This window comes from Paenibacillus alba (assembly GCF_013204855.1).
GTDB classification, from domain to species: domain Bacteria; phylum Bacillota; class Bacilli; order Paenibacillales; family NBRC-103111; genus Paenibacillus_E; species Paenibacillus_E alba.
Map to the genome: position 1 here is coordinate 278,188 of NZ_JABMKZ010000007.1, position 17,066 is coordinate 295,253.

Below are 17,066 nucleotides of genomic sequence, written 5' to 3' on the forward strand. Positions count from 1 at the left end.
ACCAGCCTCCATCCATATTCATTTATAATCTTTATGTGACCTGCCGTCCTGCTGCCATTTTCACATCTTATTCTTCTTGCTTTGTATCATCGTCTTGCTCGTAGCACCATTTTCACATCTTATTCTTCTTGCTTTGTATCGTCGTCTTGCGCCATAGCGCCATTAGACCCATGGCAATGATCGAGCCATATAAAGCCATCTCCATATCATGGTGCGTATCCCACGGATCTCCCTGCGTTCCCAGGAACAAGGTTCCGATCTCAGGAGCCACCAGAAGCGCAACCCACATCTCGATTAGCTCATAAAAAGCACCCAATGCCAACACGATAACACAGGTTATAACATAAAGCCATCTGCGGCTAAGATTTGTCCATACAGACATGGCTTCACGAATCGGATAGGCCAGCAGCAGCCCGAAGCTGAAATGAACCAATCGGTCATAAGAGTCTCGTTCCGTATGAAAAAGGAGCTTCATCCAGACATCCACCACATTCTCATTATAGGAATAATGAGCTCCTACCGTATGCAGGACCAAAAATATCCCGATAAAGGCGTAGGACAAATTCGAAAAGGAAAACAGCCTATACGTGCTCACCAATCCAATCAGCGCGGCCCAAATCAGCAAATTTTCCAGAACCCAATCAAACCTGCTGTATGGAGAAACCGCCATCCAAATCCAGATCCCCGCATACACTAGGATCATCGCCTGCAAAAGCCGATTCGAAGTAAATGGTCTTTTCTCGGGCTCACGACTTTCTTCCGTTGCTCTCATGGCTTTATCCCCCTTGTAGTAGCTATACACTCAGGGTACATCGCCTTCGCTTTTTCCAAAAGTACTACATTTATGTAGTACTGAACACATTATATTTGACTTCCGAGAAGTTATGAAGCATCTGCTCTTCAAGCGCAGTATTCCCGCTCCGTTTATCAATGACCTTGCGCCAAATTTCATTCTCGCGATATTGCTTGCCATCCTTCTCCAGAAAACGATGATTTCTTTCCTCCATATGATAGGCATACGGCAGCAGTTCATCACTGTGAACGGAGCCTTTCAAATGCTCATCTGTGAGCCATAGTCGAAACTGAAACGTTGTCTTTGTTGGATTATAGATGCGCAGGTCCACATAGTTGTAAAAGACGCTCGCTCCGCTCCCGAAAGGCAGCACCCTGTGATCATCCGGAAACGGATCAAAGCTGTGATGATGCCGCTCCACCACGTGCAAAGGGGTATGCAAGGCCATCCAAAACAGCAAATTGCCAAGTTGGCAAATCCCGCCCCCAACACCACGCTTAACCCCGCCTTGCGAAAGCAGAAGGCCCTCGATGTAGCCTTTAGCCGACGTCGTCTTCCCAACTAGCTTCCAGAAGGAGAACGTCTCTCCGGGCCGAATCAGAATGCCGTCCATACAAGCAACACTAAGACGTAAGTTCGTAATTTTGTTTTCTTGTAAAATCGGATCGGAAGTGCCAAGCTTTCTGCGCAGCAATGATTGGTGCTTTTTGCACGAATAGGGAAGCGTGTGAGTGGCTCTATGCTTGGCGTACGTAAGAGCAGGATTCAAATTCTTGAAGTGACGCAGCAGCCTTAATTGCCCAATCCGCAACCGGTAAAGAACAGGAAACCTACGCAATAACATTTGCCTCATCCTCGGACACCTTCCTTTTTCAACCAAAAATGGAGAGATAACATGTTTCCTCTATTCAGATGCTTCTTCCATAGATTTAGTTCAACGAATAGGCAATTATTTTTCTACGGATAAAGGATGTAGATGATCGGTGTAATCCCGCTGCCTTCATAGGCTTGTATAATGGTCTGACGATAGCTATCCATGTCAGATAACGTCGCAAGCCAGAAGGTATGTGAGACTTCTTCGGATGCCAAGCCTTTATGTTTTGCCTGTTCCAGCGACGTATATTGAAAGGGGCCCCAAGGCACGGCATGCCGTCCGACTACCGGATCAATCCAATAGGGGATTTGGAGTCCGTGAAACCATGCCAATTTCAGCGCCTGCTCGGCAAAAGATCCAGTGCCATATAGATGAATAGCCTTGTGACCGGCTTCTTTCATCTTTTGAATCGCGCTAAACAGCATTCCTTGACTGCCGAATCCATCCTGCAGCCGCAAATAGTAATGATACAAATAGAATGGATACTGCCGAGTTGCAACGCCCTGAGGCCAGTTCACGTTCAAAATCGAAGGTGCATAATTGCAGCTGTTCAAGAACGATTCGGCTCCCTGCTGGAACCATTTTTCAGCCATATCTTCACAAATCGGCGCTATATATTCGGTACCGAAATTATCCTGGTGCGTCAAATCGCCAAGTATTCGTGCTTCCAGAGGCCGTGGCATGTCCAGAACACGGTGAAGCGGTTTGCTCCACTCTTCAGGCTGCAAGGAAGAACGCAATAGATGTCCTCTTTTCAAATTCAGCAAATAAGCATAGTAGCCCTGAAAAGCGATGGCACCTCGTTGGCAAGCACCTTTCCGCCTCAGTTCATTTTCCGACCGTTTCAAAATAGCCGTGACCGGCTGAATCTTCCCGGATTCATCTTGGGCATAACGAAGGGTAGAACCGAAGTCACCCATCATCAGCTCCTCCAAAAAAGCAGGCGTTCTCGCAATCCGCTTGGCCTGAGCAGTACCGCCGCTGCCGGCGCGCAGCATATAACGGATATCCATCCCCCTGAAGCTTAATTCATCCAGTCGGTTTGAGGCGCCTACCGCAAGTAGATGTTTCATTTGCGGCTGCATGCCCGCGAGTCTGACGATTTTCTCCAACGAAGTCTGTATCGTGCCATGAAAGCCTATATCTATCGTGACCAATTGTTCCGGTGAACCAAATTCCTGCTTCAGATAGCTGACCAAAAGCTCTCTATGCCGCTGAATCGAACAATCGATCTTCCGCTGAATAGGTTCACTTCGCAAGAAATTAGCAAGCTGATCATAGATCGTATCGCCACTTTCTCCCTTTATCTGCTTGCAAGCCTCAATTTTCTGCTGCACATAAGGGGCAAAATGCCTGCTTTCCTCACCAATCGCGAGAACTTCAAATAACTCGCCTACTCCTAATCCATGAATCCCTACTAAATTTGCCAGCTCAACCTCTCCAAAGCTCGCCATTCCGGCCAAAAGAGTCGCTTGTCTGGACACATAAATCGGCTTCACTTGCAGGGGAATTCCTCTTAGCTGAGCGGCATTTTCCAGCATCGGAGCTAACAAATAAGCTTCCCTCATGAGCGGATGGACACAATTGATTCCTTCTGCTGCACAAATATCCAAAACCCAGTCGCATAGAGATTGTAAAAAAGGGCCAATTACACTTGCTCCGAGCCTATAGAACTGCTGCTCCTGCTCCGTCGCTGCATCTATCTTGTCGGAGGCTTCCGCCAGCTTGCGCAGTGACTTCCATTCTGGAAGAACGTCGCCATGACGAACATATTCCCAGTGCTGCAAGCTTTCAAAATGCTCTGGAATGACGTTATAATGAATCGCTCTGATCCCTGCCTTGGCAGCTCCATCTATATCCGCCGCCACATTATCGCCAATGTGCAGGATACGACGACTCTCCATGTGCGGATACATCTCTTTCAATCGCGCGAATAAATGTCCGGATGACTTGCCCTCCTGCTCTTCCGAGGAAACAAGTATCGTGTCCACAGCGGCGAGATCAAGACCTGCAGCATTCAGGATGTATCGAAGCTGGTCTGCCGATAAGTACATATCAGATAACAAGGCAACCGGGATACCCGCGCTTTGACAAGCAGTTAACAACGATGCCACATGCGGATTCACATAGCAGACTTCGGCTTCCGTTTCTACTTCGATAAGCGCGATTCGCGCCTTGTCACAGCTGCCTTCCGGCATTTGGGCATAAATGAGCTCTAGCGTAACTTCGCCGAATCCTGTTCGTGCAAGCTGCTTTTGGCGAGCTTCGTGCTCGGCAAGAATTCGCATTGCTTTAAAAGCTTCAGCCGTAATCGAAGCCTGCAAACATCCTTGAAGGTGTGCTTTGCCAGCAACTTGAACAAATACATCCGCCGGATTCGCACAAGTCCGAAACAATAGCGTATCAAAAATATCCAAACTAAGCAGCGCAATGTCTGCGATATCGCCCATGGAGCCACCTAGACAACGGTCTTTTTTCCATAATTGAAGATCTGTCGAGCGAATGGGTGCAAACGGAATTTGCAGCATCAGGTGCCTCCTTCACGGATTCATTTGAGTAATAGGACTAACTTGAGGTAAGCTTAATCTATGATAAAACGGAGGTGCGCTTATTTATGTCAGACCAACCCTTGGTGTCCATCATTATTCCAACGTATAACCGCCGGATCGAGCTGGCTGAACTCGCAGAATCATTATACCGCCAAACTTACAAAAACTTACAAATCATCGTCGTGAACGATTGCGGACCTTCGGTTGATTTCATTCAGGACTTGTATCCTGAGCTGGCCATCCAGATCATTGATATGCCGGAGAACTTAAAGCATGTCCATGCCCGCAATCGCGGCCTGCTGGAAGTGAAAGGCGACTATATCATGCTTTGCGATGATGATGATTTGCTGCTCCCTATTCATATTGAGCGTATGCTGCAAGAGATTCAAGGCTTCGACCTTGTTTACCCGGATGTCGAAATTTTCCATTATGATTATGAAAATAATACACGGTTAATCACGGATCGTTTCGTCTTTGCCTATGAATTTGATGTGGCGGCGATGCGTAGATTCTCAACTTTCTTCTCCTCCGGCTGTCTATTCCGCCCTGAGGTTATCGCCGCTTTGGGACCTTTTGACACGGACGTCTTTCATTACTGGGATTGGGATTTCTTCTTGCGGGCCGCTGAGCAGTTCCGTGTGAAACGGGCGCCGATTGCCAGTGCGCTTTATGCTTTTGCGCAGCAAGGAGACAGCAATATGTCTGGTCAATTAGACAATATGCGTCCTTATCTGGACATGCTGTCCGAGAAGCATCAGCTTGGTGAGCTGCCGACCAAAAATTTCTTCCTCCTGCTAGAAGAACCGGAAGTCAAAGCGCGGCAAGCTTCAACAGAACTAATTTGGGACGGCCAACCGATTCGTTCTCGCCTAGCCAAATAAGCCTTTGACATACAAGCTGCGAAATTCGCTGGGTGTCATCCCTTCATGCTCTTGGAAACGCTGATTGAAATAGCTTGCACTGGCATAACCCGCTTCATTGGCGATTTCTTTGATGGACAAATGCTCTTTTTCAATCAAACGCTGCTTCGCGAATTGAATGCGGCATAGTGTAATGAAAGAGAGCGGCGTCATCGACATCGCTTTGCGAAACAATTTGCAGAAATAATATGTGCTTACGCCTGTGAGCTCCGCCCATTCCTCCAGAGTGAACGGTTCGCAGGCTTTTTGCTGCATATTGGGCAGGATCGCAAGGATGCGATCTACAGAATCTATCCCGCGATTTCCGGTCAAAGGAGCAGCATAGCTCATGAATTCGCTCAAAATCTTGTAGGTTAACGTAGACAAATTCGTTGATCGAAGAATCCCCATGGTCTCCGCTTCCAGCAGCAGCTCGTGGAACGCCTCTTCAAGCTCATTCATTCTTTTTAACGACCACAGCACTCGGAAAAAGCCTTTTTCCAACAAAAATTCTTTGAGATAGCTCCCATAAAAGTGGACAAACCGCACAGCCCAAGGATCTTCCTTCGATGCATAATACTTTTGTTCCTGAAACGGAAAAAACAGAAAGGCATCGCCTTTTTGCAGGACATGCTGCTCACCGTCTATTTCCACATATCCTTTGCCTGACAAAACAAAATGAATGCTGAAGGACTCGCATAGCCCCTCAGGTCGATAAACCGTATGCGTCTGCAAATCATAATACCAGCCTACGGATTCTGGAAAAATAAAATAAGACGATTGCTGCAATTTCGGCAGCATGACTTGTCTTTGCATCTTTCAGCCTCCTCGTCTGAGAACAATATTCCGATAGTCTGAGCAATATATTATCATATTCATTTTAAATAACTCGTTTTATAATAACAATATAACGCTATTAAATTATTTTCACTAAAGGAGATACGCCGTCATGACAAAGCTTCGTTGGGGAATTCTGGGGTGTGCCAATATTGCGATAAGAGCATGTATCCCTGGAATTAAACAGTCTCAAACAGGAATTGTAAGCGCTATTGCCAGCCGCAGTTTGCAGAAGTCGCAAGAGAAAGCTGCCGAACTCGACATTCCTACAGCCTACGGCAGTTACGAAGAATTAATTGAAGATCCGAATATTGATGCCATCTACATACCTTTGCCGAACCATCTGCATAAAGAATGGACCATTCGCGCGATGCAGGCAGGCAAGCATGTGCTTTGCGAGAAACCGGCTGCCCTGACTGCCGAAGAAGTGCAAGAAATGGTAACTGCTAGTGAACAAGCAGGTGTCCAGTTTGCCGAAGCTTTCATGTATCGGCACCACCCTCGTTACGTGCGAATCCAAGAAATTATTGCCTCTGGGGAGATCGGTGACATTCGAGGCATTCATGGCGCTTTTACGTTCAGCAATCCCGGCGACAGCAAAAATGTCCGCTACGTTCGCGAATGGGGCGGCGGTTCCGTCTATGACGTTGGATGCTACCCGCTTAGCGCAGCCAGAATGATTCTGGGCAGAGAGCCAGAAGCTGTAACGACCCATGCTTTCTTCTCTCCGGAGCACGATGATGTCGATATGATGATGTCCGGTTTAGTTGAATTCAGCGGCAATGTCGCTTTAACTTTTGACTGCGGCATGTGGGCAGGATTCCGCAACACGCTAGAAATCGTAGGCGCCGTCGGCCGCATTGAAGTTCCTTCTGCTTTCGTGACGCCAACGGAGGAATCCGGGAATTTCATCGTGCATGTCGGCAATGAACGCCGGGTAGAAACGGTTCCCTTCCTCAATCAATATGCGCTGCAGGCGGATGACTTGGCTTATGCCGCATGGGGTGAGAAACCGGCGCGCTTCCCTGCAAGCGATGCGGTCAGCAATATGAAAGTGATTGACGCTTGTCTGAAATCAGCCAGAGAGCGTTCACGGGTTGTCCTTTAACATTCATAATAGAAAGCGTGGGGATGTAGACAATGAAGCACATTCAAATTAAAGGCTTAGATAAACCTGTCTCTACATTAGTGATGGGTTCGGATTTCTTTCGCTTGGATAATCCGGATGAAGTCAGCGAAATCCTTGGACACTATCTGGCAATCGGAGGCAATACGATCGACTCAGCATTCATTTATTGTGGAGGACAAAGCGAGCAAGCGATTGGCATTTGGCTCGATAAGATGGGCAATCGGGATACGATGAACATCTTCACCAAAGGCGCCCATCATGATCAGAACGGCCCTCGCGTGAATGCGGAAGCGATTCGCAGCGACTTGTTCACGAGTCTGGAGCGGCTTCGCACCGACTATATTGACCTGTATGCTCTGCACCGCGATGATCCGGCTATACCGGTCGGCGCAATTCTCGAAGCTTTGAATGAACATGTGGAAGCTGGCCGCATTCGCGCTTTTGGCGGCTCCAACTGGACGCATGAACGCTTGCAGGAAGCTGCCGAGTATGCCGAGAAGCATGGTCTCATCGGCTTCAGCTTCAGCAGCCCCAACCTAAGCCTCGCTAAGGCCAACGAGCCTTTCTGGGCCGGCTGCGTCTCAGTCGACGAGCAAGCGCTGCGCTGGTACGAAGCCAAGCAGCTTCCGCTGCTCTCTTGGTCTTCGCAGGCGCGCGGCTTCTTCACCGGGCGTTTCTCGCCGGAGAACCGCGACAATGCCGACCTCGTCCGCGTCTTCTACAGCGACGAGAACTGGACGCGGCTGCGCCGTGCGGAACAGCTGGCGCAGGAGAAAGGCGTAAGCGCGATCCAGATCGCGCTCGCCTACGTGCTGAGCCAGCCGTTCCCGGCATGCGCGCTCATCGGCCCGCGCAGCGAAGCCGAAATGCGCTCATGCCGCGATGGCGCGGAGCTCGTGCTGACTCCGCAGGAGCTGGCATGGCTTGATCTGACCGCAGCTACTGTGTAGCTGCTTGGCATTGTGCGGCCAGTTGAGGCCGCAGATGCTAGGAATACCTCGGCCGCAATTGCTGGCCGCCTTGTGTACTAAAGCAGATTCAGGCGAATTTTCATTCAATGTTGAATGAAAATTCGCCTTATTTTTTTGATATTGACGGTGAATGTGGCATTCGCGGGGATACTGCTTGCTTCGCGCTTTGAGACTGCGTTTTTGGCAGGCTCAAAGCGGGGGCGCTGCTTTTACTCCTCTGAGCCGGCCTTTTTCGTAGGCTCAACTGGCTTTCGCGCGGATTCTGCCTGTTTCGCGCGCTGAGACTGCCTTTTTGGCAGGCTCACAGCGGGTTCGATGCTTTGCCTCCTCTGAGTCTGCCTTTTTCGCAGGCTCAGCTGGCTTTCGCGCGGATTCAGCCTGCTTCGCGCGCTGAGTTCCTTATATACCGCCACTGACAATTCCACTCTTTCTTCGACACCGCCCAATAGACGGTTGATCCATCGCCATGATAAGATAGAAGAAAGCGTTACCTTATACGAATGGATATAATGGATATCTACCTAGCCTTATGGGCTTATTCAGATAGAAGAAGGCTTTCCTGAAGGAAAGCGTTAAGGAGGTCCCATGGGAAAGACAGATGTTCGCCGAGATGCCATCATGCAAGCCATTAAAGATAAGGGCTCCATTGCCTTGACCGATATCGTACAGCAGTTCGCTGTATCGGAAGCCACAGCTCGAAGGGACCTTGAGATCCTGGAGCAGGAGAAACGCTGCATTCGCACATTTGGCGGTGCTGTCCTAGAAAGCTTGAAGGTCGAAGTTCCCTTTTTTAACAAAATGGACCTCTTCACCGAAGAGAAGAAAGAAATCGCTGACAAAGCGCTGCGCTACATTGAAGATGGCGACATCATCGGTTTAACAGGTGGCACAACAACAACCTTCATCGCCAAAAAGCTGAATCAGTTCAAGAACCTGACCGTCATCACCAATGCGGTGAATATCGCCTATGAATTAATCGGCACCCAAGGCCTGCAGCTGATCCTAACGGGAGGGGTCATTCGTACCCAAACCTTTGAGCTTTCAGGGCCACTCGCCAATGCGACACTGGAAAACTTGAGTATTCGCAAAACCTTCATGGGTGTAGACGGCATTTCATTATCTCGTGGCATGATGATTTATAACGAGCTCGAAGCCGAGACCAATCGGCGCATGATGAAGCAATCCATGGAAACCTACCTCGTTGCCGATCATTCCAAATTCAGCCGCAGCTCGCTGTTCGTTATTGGTGAAGTCCAAGAAACCATCGGCATTATCAGCGATTCCAAAATCACCCCAGAAATGAAGCATGCTTTTAAGGAAGCCGGAGCTCCTTTTCTATAGGCTTCAGACGAAAACCAAAAAGTCCACTCCATTTTCAATTGAAAATAGGGTGGACTTTTGTGTTGGTGAAGCAATAAAGATAAGTGAGTGAATGCGAGTTGAAACGAAACTCAGGTACGCTTTTACAGATACATGAGTGAAAACGAGTTGAAACGGAACTCAGGTATGCTATTTGCAGATAAATGAGGCAAAACGAGTTGAAACGGAACTATGGTACGCTAAATGCTCATTTAAACGCACTTTCTATGTGAATGTAGACAAATAGCGGATCACAGTTCCCTTTGCCAGTTAAAATGAAGCATTTTAGCGATAATAGCGTACTCTAGTTCCCTTTCAATTGAAAGCTATGAAGCTCAGACTATTCCGCTTCTCGAATCTGCACTTAAAAGGGTTTTCTCGAGGGACCACCCGGTTATCCGCACGCACCACGCACGGCCATCGGCCCCTCCAAACATTAACCACCTTAAGTCTCGCTGCTAGCCTGCGCAGCAACAGTCGGTTTATACTTCAGCGAAGGCAGCATAATGAATACACCTATTAAGAATAACGCCGCAGAGGTCAAATATATCATTTCGAGCGAGAAAGATGCTTTGAGACTTCCTGCCAAACTCATGGTGATGACCATCGCGCCCATGAACAGAGGATTCAGAATGCCATTGACTCGACCCACGAACGCTTCCTCTGTGTTACCCAAAATCATAGTATTAATACCAATCTGGATCGCAGGCATAACAAGCCCAGAAAGGAATTGCATCGAGAGTGCCAACCAAAGCAGATTCGTCATCCCCATAATGCTAATGGTCACGACGCTAACTACAAGTCCAATCGTTAACAAAGCTTGTGGCAGCATTTTTTTGGAAAAGCCCATCGTTATACCGCCGCCGATAATCATCGCAATCCCATTAGTTGCCATGAACCATTGCAAATGCTCTTTGGGGAGCCCCAAATTTTCTGTAACCAGATAAATGCCAAGCGGGCTGATTAAGCCGATAGCCAGACCCGCTACCGCAAAGCAGCCGCCTAAGGTGACAAGCATCTTATTTTTAAGCACATAACGGAAGCCTTCGCCCATTTCTGCAAAGATGTGCGTCGTCCGCTGCTCAGCTCCTGGTTCTGCTTTCCGATCAGCGGGCAGGAACGTAAGCACCAGTGCGGAAAGCACAAAGCAAACGCCCATAATAGCTACTGCTGTTTCAATTCCAAAATGATAGTAAACGAATGTCCCCATGATCGGACCCAAGATCATAAAGATTGCCATCATCGATTGGAAAAGTGACATCCCCATTTGCATTTGGGACTCCGGCACATGAACTTTAAACAGCTTCATAGCGGAAGGTTGGGAGAATTGCGATAAGATGGATGAGACAAGTGTGGCAAAAAAGATAGCTTTCCATGACCCATAATATAAGGTAATCATGATGACAAAGACGGAAGCCGCGCTTAAAATATCGCACCAGACCATGGTCAGCTTAGGCCGCCAGCGATCCGCAAAAGCACCGCCGATAAAAGAGAAAATGAATATCGGCGCAAACTCGGCTACTGAAATTAATGAAACCGAATAGGGATCATTATTCGTCATATCGGTCACATAAAGTAAAATGGCAAAGTTGCGAATCCAAATCCCGACTTGGAGAAAAAGGCCTGATAGCATAATCGACTGTACGAAACGATTGGCGAAAAAAGTACGCATGGTCGGGGCAGTAGATGAACCAGCTTGAGACATAGAAAAAAACACCCTTTCGCAAATAGATTGTTTTATCAAACTTGACCTCTTTTCTACAAGAGCAGAAAGAAGAAGTTTCATAAACCTTTTCTAATTTAACGAAAAAGATGTTTAAAGAACAGTGCCATATGTCATATGACCAGTCATAATGACTATTATTTCTGATCTCTGACCATCAGGAGCGCTGCGCCTACGGCTCCGGCCGAGGAACCAAGCGCAGAAGCGACGAATCTTACCTGCTCGCGAATGGAAGGCAGACAGCGCTCTGCGATAATTTCGCGCATTGGTCCTAGCAGCGGCTCGCCGATATGCGAAGCGCCGCCGCCAAGAATTACCACCTGCGGATTCAGCAGGTGGAGGATGCTGACGAGCCCAACGCCGAGGGCTCGTCCTGCTTCGCGCAGGATGCCGCTGGCTTCGGCATCCCCTTCCGCGGCTGCGGCCGCGACCAACCGCGCGTCGACGCGGTTCGGGTCGCCTCCCGCGAGCCGCGTGAGAGCGCCGCCGCTGCCGGCGCTCTCTGCAGCGCGGCGCACGTGCTCGGCGCCGCGACGGCCTATTGCGGTGCCTGACGCGTAGAGCTCCAGGCACCCCACATTGCCGCAGGGGCAGAGCATGCCATTTCCATCAATGGAAATATGGCCAAGCTCGCCTGCGTTATGGTTTACACCGGCGATCAAGCGGCCGCCGGAGATAATGCCCCCGCCGATCCCCGTGGAGATCGTCACGAATATGCAGTCCGGCGAGCCTTCGCCCGCGCCGGCCAGCCATTCGCCAACCGCTGCGGCGGTGGCGTCGTTTTCGAGACGGACCGCGCAAGCGAAGCGGTCCGACAGCACGCTGGCGACGGCAACGTCGCGCCAGCCCAAGTTCGAGGCGAGGGTAACGACACCCTTCGCCGTATCAAGCGTGCCCGCGGTGGCGACGCCAATCCCGCGAACAACGCCGCGGCCGCCAGGCGCCGCCGCGAGCAAGTCCTCGATCAGGCTGCCCAGCCGATCGAGAACAGCTTCCGCCCCCTGCTTCGCCAAGGTGGGAATCTCTTCCTTCGCGATGATACTGCCGTCATCAGCGATCAACGCAGCCAACATTTTCGTGCCGCCCAGATCAACCCCTACATAATAGTCTCGAAGAAGCACATCCTGCTTTTCTTCCCCCATCATCTCTTCGCCCCTTTTCCTCGCTATTCATTCTGCCTCCAGCCAATCGGATACTGCTCCGACAGCGTAACCGGCAGACGCCCAATCGCCTTCTCCTTGCCAAGCAGTACATTCGCAAGAGAAACCATGGCTAATGGACGATTTTCATAACAAGCCAAATAAGTCTTCACTTCAGGAAACTCAAGCAAATCATACGGATTGCGCCCGGCCGCCACAATGAAATGAAGCTCCTCTTTTTGTGCGAGCGTCTGGACCAAACGTGTTTGTCCAGCTGAGAACGTCGCGTTGTAGGTCACGATAACAACTTGCTGCTTTCCTTCACAAGCTTCCAGCACAGCAGCTATCTCGGCATCCGAGGGATACAAGCCTAAGTAAATTTCATCGACCGGCGTTCCGCCGATTTCTGATAACGTACTGCCTAAAGTCCCGTAACGATCTACAACTTCGTCAATTTCCGTTCCCATTTGCACTTCCGTCCAAATGACCAACGTCGGTTTCGTCAGATCCAGTGCTCTACCTACTTCGTCCTTCACCAATGTAATGCTTTTCCGGCTAAGCTCCTTAGCCAGGAGCTGGTGTTCAGCTGTAGAAATCGGCTCGGTCGGAACAGGCGCAAGCGTTTCAAACCTAATTTCCCGTTTGTACTTATACATCATAACACGCAATACGGACTCATCAATACGCGATTCTGAAATCCGCCCGCTCTCCACAGCAGCAATTACCGCTTCGATAGCAGCTACTTGACGATCCAACATATGGCTAACAAGAATAATATCCGAGCCTGCTTCAATTGCACGAACGGCCCCTTCCGCCACACCGATTCCTTCAGAGATCGCCTTCATCTCCAAACAATCCGTAACGATCAGACCTTTGAAACCAAGCTGCTCGCGCAACAATTCGGTTAAAATCCGATAGGACAATGTGGAAGGCACGCCTTTCTCCTCCAGAGTTGCAAACACCACATGCGCAGTCATAATCGCATCTACGCCGCCTTCAATCGCTTTGATGAACGGCGCCAGCTCGAGTTCCATCAATCGCTCCATGCTGTGAGGGACAACAGGCAAATCATGATGCGAATCCTCAGAAGTATCTCCGTGTCCGGGGAAATGCTTCACCGTAGCGATAACGCCCATATCCTGCAAGCCCTTCACAGCATGCGTTCCCATGTCGCTCACAATCGCTGCCGTTTCGCCATAGGAACGTACGCCAATGACGGGATTTAACCGGTTATTGTTAATATCCAAGCAAGGTGCAAAGTTCATATTCACGCCCATTTGGCGTAATTCCTTCCCCATGACCTTGGAGCTCGCATACACGCCTGCCGGCGCAAAAGCTGCGCCCAGCGCCATGTTCCCCGGCAGCAATGTGGCTCCTTTCTCAATCCGAGAAACCATGCCTCCCTCTTGGTCCACGGCAATAAATAAAGGTTGTCCCCCACTGCGCAAACTGATGTCTTGCAGCTCATTCGATAAATGCGCCAACTGCAGCGCATCTTGGACATTTCGCCGGAAATAAATGACACCGCCAATCCCGTACGCTTCAATCAGTTGGGTAATGGACGCATTAGGCTCCAGGGATTCGAACCCGCAAATAAATAGTTGACCCACTTTTTGACGCAAGGTCAAAGGTTGATGAGCATTGCTCGATGACGATGACATGAATGACACGCTCCTTGAATGTAGGGTGCTAAGCCTTGACGCTTGCGATGATTCTCTTATGAAGGACCACATACAAAAGGACAACAGGAATTAGGCTGAACATGATCGCAGCGCATAGCGAACCATAGTTCATATTCAATTGATCATAGAAAGCTACCATGCTAACGGGCAGCGTTCGGAACTTCTCTTTTGTCAGAAATAAATTAGCCATCATAAACTCATTCCAGTTGCTAAGAAAATCCAGCATGAAAACAGGTACTAGCGGAGGCAAGGTAATGGGAACAATCACGCGCAGCAAAAGCCCGTAGATGGATAGGCCATCCATAATCCCAGCTTCCTCCAGTTCATTCGGGATCAATTTCAGAAACGCGTTAACCATAAACACGGTCAAAGGAAGTCCCATGGTGATATAGGGCAATATTAAAGCCAGCGGTGTATTATACAAATGCAAATCCCTAAGCAGCAGATACATCGGGACCAACAAGGATCCTACAGGAACTAACAGGGCAAGCATCAGCAGTTGTTTGATTCGTTGGCTGCTCCTGAAGAATTTCATTCTTGTCAGGGCATACGACGTTGCTGTCCCCAGACATAAGGTTGCAAAAGCAGATACGAGGGAGATCAATAAGCTGTTCATAAAATATTGGCTCACATGAGCGCCTGTCCAAGCATTCCAATAATTAGACAGCAGCAGTTGCTCTGGAAAGGACCACGGCGAGGCAATAATTTCTTTATTCGTTTTGAACGAAGAATTCAATACCCATATCAGCGGAAATAAACTAAGCCCTATATAGATCATAATCACCGTATGAGGCAAAACACGACGTAAAGGGAATCGCTTCAATAGCGCACCTCCCCTTGCTTCTTTGTGATCCACCCAAATACGGCTGTCAGCGTCCCGGTAAATAGCAGAATAAGCAGCGCGACACTGCTGGCATAGCCATACTCGCCTATTCGGTAAGCTTTTTTGTACATATAAGTTGCCATCACTTCCGTAATGCCATAGGGGTTCCCGCCAGTCATCACAAAAACGATGTCCAACGCTTTCATGGATCCCGTAATGGACAACAAAACAATCACAATAAGGATAGGCCGCAATAAGGGAAGTGTAATCCACCATGCCTGTCCAAAGCTTGCTGCTCCATCTATTTCAGCGGCTTCCAGGATGTTCTTAGGGATGGCATAAATCGCTGAAACGACTAGTACAACATAGAATCCAATCCACTGCCAAGCGTTCGTCACAAGGACAGAAAGCAAAGCTGTCGCGTCTTCGGCTAACCAAACATGCTGCCAGGCTTTTAACCCGATGGCCTCTAGAAGTTGATTCAGCAATCCCGCCTGAGGATGGTAAATGAAGCTCCACAAGACACCGACCACAGCTGTCGAAAGAATGGTTGGCAAGAAAATCATCGTTTGGTAGAAGCTTTTCCCCCGTCTAATCTTGCTTACCAAAAAAGCTAATACCAAGATAAACGGGATTTGCACGCCGATTGAGAAGCAGATGAAAGACAAATTATTGCGTACCGCTATCCAGAAATATTTATCCTGGAAAGCGGTAATAAAGTTCGTTAGTCCATTAAATTTCGCTGGCGATATGCCATTCCACTGAGTGAAACCATAGCGCAGCGACATGATCATCGGATACAAGAAAAAAACCGCAATCAACAACAGTGTCGGCAATGTAAAAAGCACATAAGCCCAAGGGTTTCTACCTAATTTATTCATGAATTATCCTACTATTTCGAATGGGTTTCTTCCTTATTGGAAGCTTCCTGCTGCTTCTGAATATCCGCCATAAGAGCAGTTGGAGTCGTTCGTCCGCCAATTAGCTCCTGCATTCCACGTTCTAATTTCTCTCGTACCTTCGTTTGAATGCGAGAATCGAAAGCAGGAAATGCGCCATTGCTTTGCGCAAATACGGTTAAAATTTGGGTAATCAGCGGACTTACGTTGCTTGTGTCTTGCAGCTTCATTGCCGGCGGCATGCCTTCTTCAACAAGCTGTCTTTTTTGCATATTTTCGTTATACATCTGCCTAATGAATTCTTTGATCGCCACAAGCTGAACCGGTGTTGCTTTCTTGGAGAAGCCATAGGCATTGGACCAGCCGCCATTAATATAGCCGTCCCCAGGTCCTCCCATAGCTGGGAAACTCATGAATCCGACATCACCTACGATAGATGACTTCTCAGGGTCTAACAGCGGGGTGTTCGCCCAACTGCCGTCAAACATGAAAGCCGCTTCTCCGCTGCTGAATTTATTTTGCTGCTCCGCATAGGACAACGCTAAGCTGCCTTCTTGGAAATAGCCATTTTTGACCAGCGTATCGTACTTTTCAAAAGCATCAACGACATCCGCATCCGTCCATCGCTTGCTGCCATCCAGGAAGCCCTCGATGGAATCCTTGCCCGCTGTACGCACCCACATGGTGTTGCTCATCATGTTAATGACCCAGGAATCTTTGGCTGCCATTGCAAAAGGCGTGATCTTCTGCGCTTTAAATTTCGCCGCGGCGGCAAGCAGTTCATCCCAGGTTTGGGGAGGTTTCACGTGCTGCTGCTCGAGCAGCTTCTTGTTATAATACAAGCCCTCGACATATCCAGCCATCGGAATACCATAGATTTTACCGTTAACCGTAAACTCCTCAAAACTGTAGAACTTATCGATTAATCCGAGCTCATTCAGAATTGGCGTCAAATCCAGCAGCCGATCGGCTTTAACGTAGTCCTTCGTATCCGTCCCGCCAAACAAATCGAATATTTCCGGCGGATTGCCAGCAGCCATCTCGGATCTCAGCTTCTCGAATCGGTTGACCTTATCTTCCACTCCATCTAATGTAATGGACAAGCCGGGCACCTTGGCTTCGGTTGCTTTTACAACCTCCTGCAGCATAGCCAGCCGTTTTTTCTGCGTATCTTTGACTTGCGTATGACGAATCGTGAGCAGAATGGGATCATTTTTTTGCGTCGGATGATTCGTCGTTTCACCTTTACGGTTACTTGGATTCGCATTCAAGTTTAAGCTGCTGCAAGCAGACACGATGAACGTTGCACATACTATACCTAATATCGAAACCAACGTTCTTGTATGCATCTCGATTTAAACTCCTTTAGGCTTGTCATATAAGTATAAA

General features: G+C 48.8%; 14 protein-coding genes. 4 read left to right on the plus strand and 10 right to left on the minus strand.

Annotated features, from left to right (window positions below):
• Positions 1-112 precede the first annotated feature (112 nt).
• The 3 genes from HQN90_RS12920 to HQN90_RS12930 form a co-directional block, all read right to left on the minus strand.
• On the minus strand, positions 113-772 hold the full coding sequence (locus HQN90_RS12920; RefSeq protein WP_246362258.1) for a DUF2238 domain-containing protein: 660 nt from the start codon (positions 770-772) through the stop codon (positions 113-115).
• Positions 773-842: 70 nt separating this feature from the next.
• Positions 843-1,637 (minus strand): VanW family protein, encoded by a 795-nt coding sequence (locus HQN90_RS12925; RefSeq protein ID WP_246362260.1) that lies wholly within the window; start codon positions 1,635-1,637, stop codon positions 843-845.
• A gap of 113 nt (positions 1,638-1,750) precedes the next feature.
• Positions 1,751-4,195 (minus strand): HAD family hydrolase, encoded by a 2,445-nt coding sequence (locus tag HQN90_RS12930; protein WP_173218773.1) that lies wholly within the window; start codon positions 4,193-4,195, stop codon positions 1,751-1,753.
• An 86-nt stretch (positions 4,196-4,281) separates the two neighbouring features.
• Here HQN90_RS12930 and HQN90_RS12935 point away from each other — a divergent pair, with 86 nt between their 5' ends.
• Entirely contained in the window at positions 4,282-5,097 is an 816-nt protein-coding gene (locus HQN90_RS12935; RefSeq protein WP_173218775.1) for a glycosyltransferase family 2 protein, read from the plus strand.
• Here HQN90_RS12935 and HQN90_RS12940 read toward each other — a convergent pair.
• Positions 5,086-5,931, minus strand: coding sequence for a helix-turn-helix transcriptional regulator (locus HQN90_RS12940; protein ID WP_173218777.1), 846 nt, complete (start codon positions 5,929-5,931; stop codon positions 5,086-5,088). The genes HQN90_RS12935 and HQN90_RS12940 overlap by 12 nt on opposite strands.
• Before the next feature lie 133 nt (positions 5,932-6,064).
• Between HQN90_RS12940 and HQN90_RS12945 the strand changes: the two genes are divergently transcribed.
• The 3 genes from HQN90_RS12945 to HQN90_RS12955 all read left to right on the plus strand — a co-directional run bounded on the left by HQN90_RS12945 (position 6,065) and on the right by HQN90_RS12955 (position 9,393).
• Positions 6,065-7,060, plus strand: coding sequence for a Gfo/Idh/MocA family protein (locus HQN90_RS12945; RefSeq protein ID WP_173218780.1), 996 nt, complete (start codon positions 6,065-6,067; stop codon positions 7,058-7,060).
• Positions 7,061-7,092: 32 nt separating this feature from the next.
• Positions 7,093-8,031, plus strand: coding sequence for an aldo/keto reductase (locus tag HQN90_RS12950; protein ID WP_173218782.1), 939 nt, complete (start codon positions 7,093-7,095; stop codon positions 8,029-8,031).
• 606 nt (positions 8,032-8,637) lie between these two features.
• The gene (locus HQN90_RS12955; RefSeq protein WP_079418913.1) at positions 8,638-9,393 is read left to right on the plus strand and encodes a DeoR/GlpR family DNA-binding transcription regulator; all 756 of its coding nucleotides are present in this window, start codon (positions 8,638-8,640) and stop codon (positions 9,391-9,393) included.
• Positions 9,394-9,856: 463 nt separating this feature from the next.
• Here the strand turns inward: HQN90_RS12955 and HQN90_RS12960 are convergent, their stop codons facing one another.
• From HQN90_RS12960 to HQN90_RS12985, 6 genes are all read right to left on the minus strand, one after another.
• A complete protein-coding gene (locus tag HQN90_RS12960; RefSeq protein ID WP_173218784.1) occupies positions 9,857-11,116 on the minus strand; it encodes an MFS transporter in 1,260 nt (419 codons plus the stop codon).
• A 155-nt stretch (positions 11,117-11,271) separates the two neighbouring features.
• Positions 11,272-12,279: an ROK family protein gene (locus HQN90_RS12965; protein WP_173218786.1), complete on the minus strand. Its 1,008-nt coding sequence runs from the start codon at positions 12,277-12,279 to the stop codon at positions 11,272-11,274.
• A 20-nt stretch (positions 12,280-12,299) separates the two neighbouring features.
• A complete protein-coding gene (gene nagZ / locus HQN90_RS12970) occupies positions 12,300-13,934 on the minus strand; it encodes a beta-N-acetylhexosaminidase (RefSeq protein WP_173218788.1) in 1,635 nt (544 codons plus the stop codon).
• Positions 13,935-13,962: 28 nt separating this feature from the next.
• Positions 13,963-14,778: a carbohydrate ABC transporter permease gene (locus tag HQN90_RS12975; protein ID WP_246362262.1), complete on the minus strand. Its 816-nt coding sequence runs from the start codon at positions 14,776-14,778 to the stop codon at positions 13,963-13,965.
• Positions 14,775-15,659 (minus strand): carbohydrate ABC transporter permease, encoded by an 885-nt coding sequence (locus tag HQN90_RS12980; protein WP_173218790.1) that lies wholly within the window; start codon positions 15,657-15,659, stop codon positions 14,775-14,777. The genes HQN90_RS12975 and HQN90_RS12980 overlap by 4 nt, the downstream gene beginning before the upstream one ends.
• An 11-nt stretch (positions 15,660-15,670) precedes the next feature.
• Positions 15,671-17,026, minus strand: a complete 1,356-nt coding sequence (locus HQN90_RS12985) for an extracellular solute-binding protein (RefSeq protein ID WP_173218791.1) — start codon at positions 17,024-17,026, stop codon at positions 15,671-15,673.
• Positions 17,027-17,066: the final 40 nt, after the last annotated feature.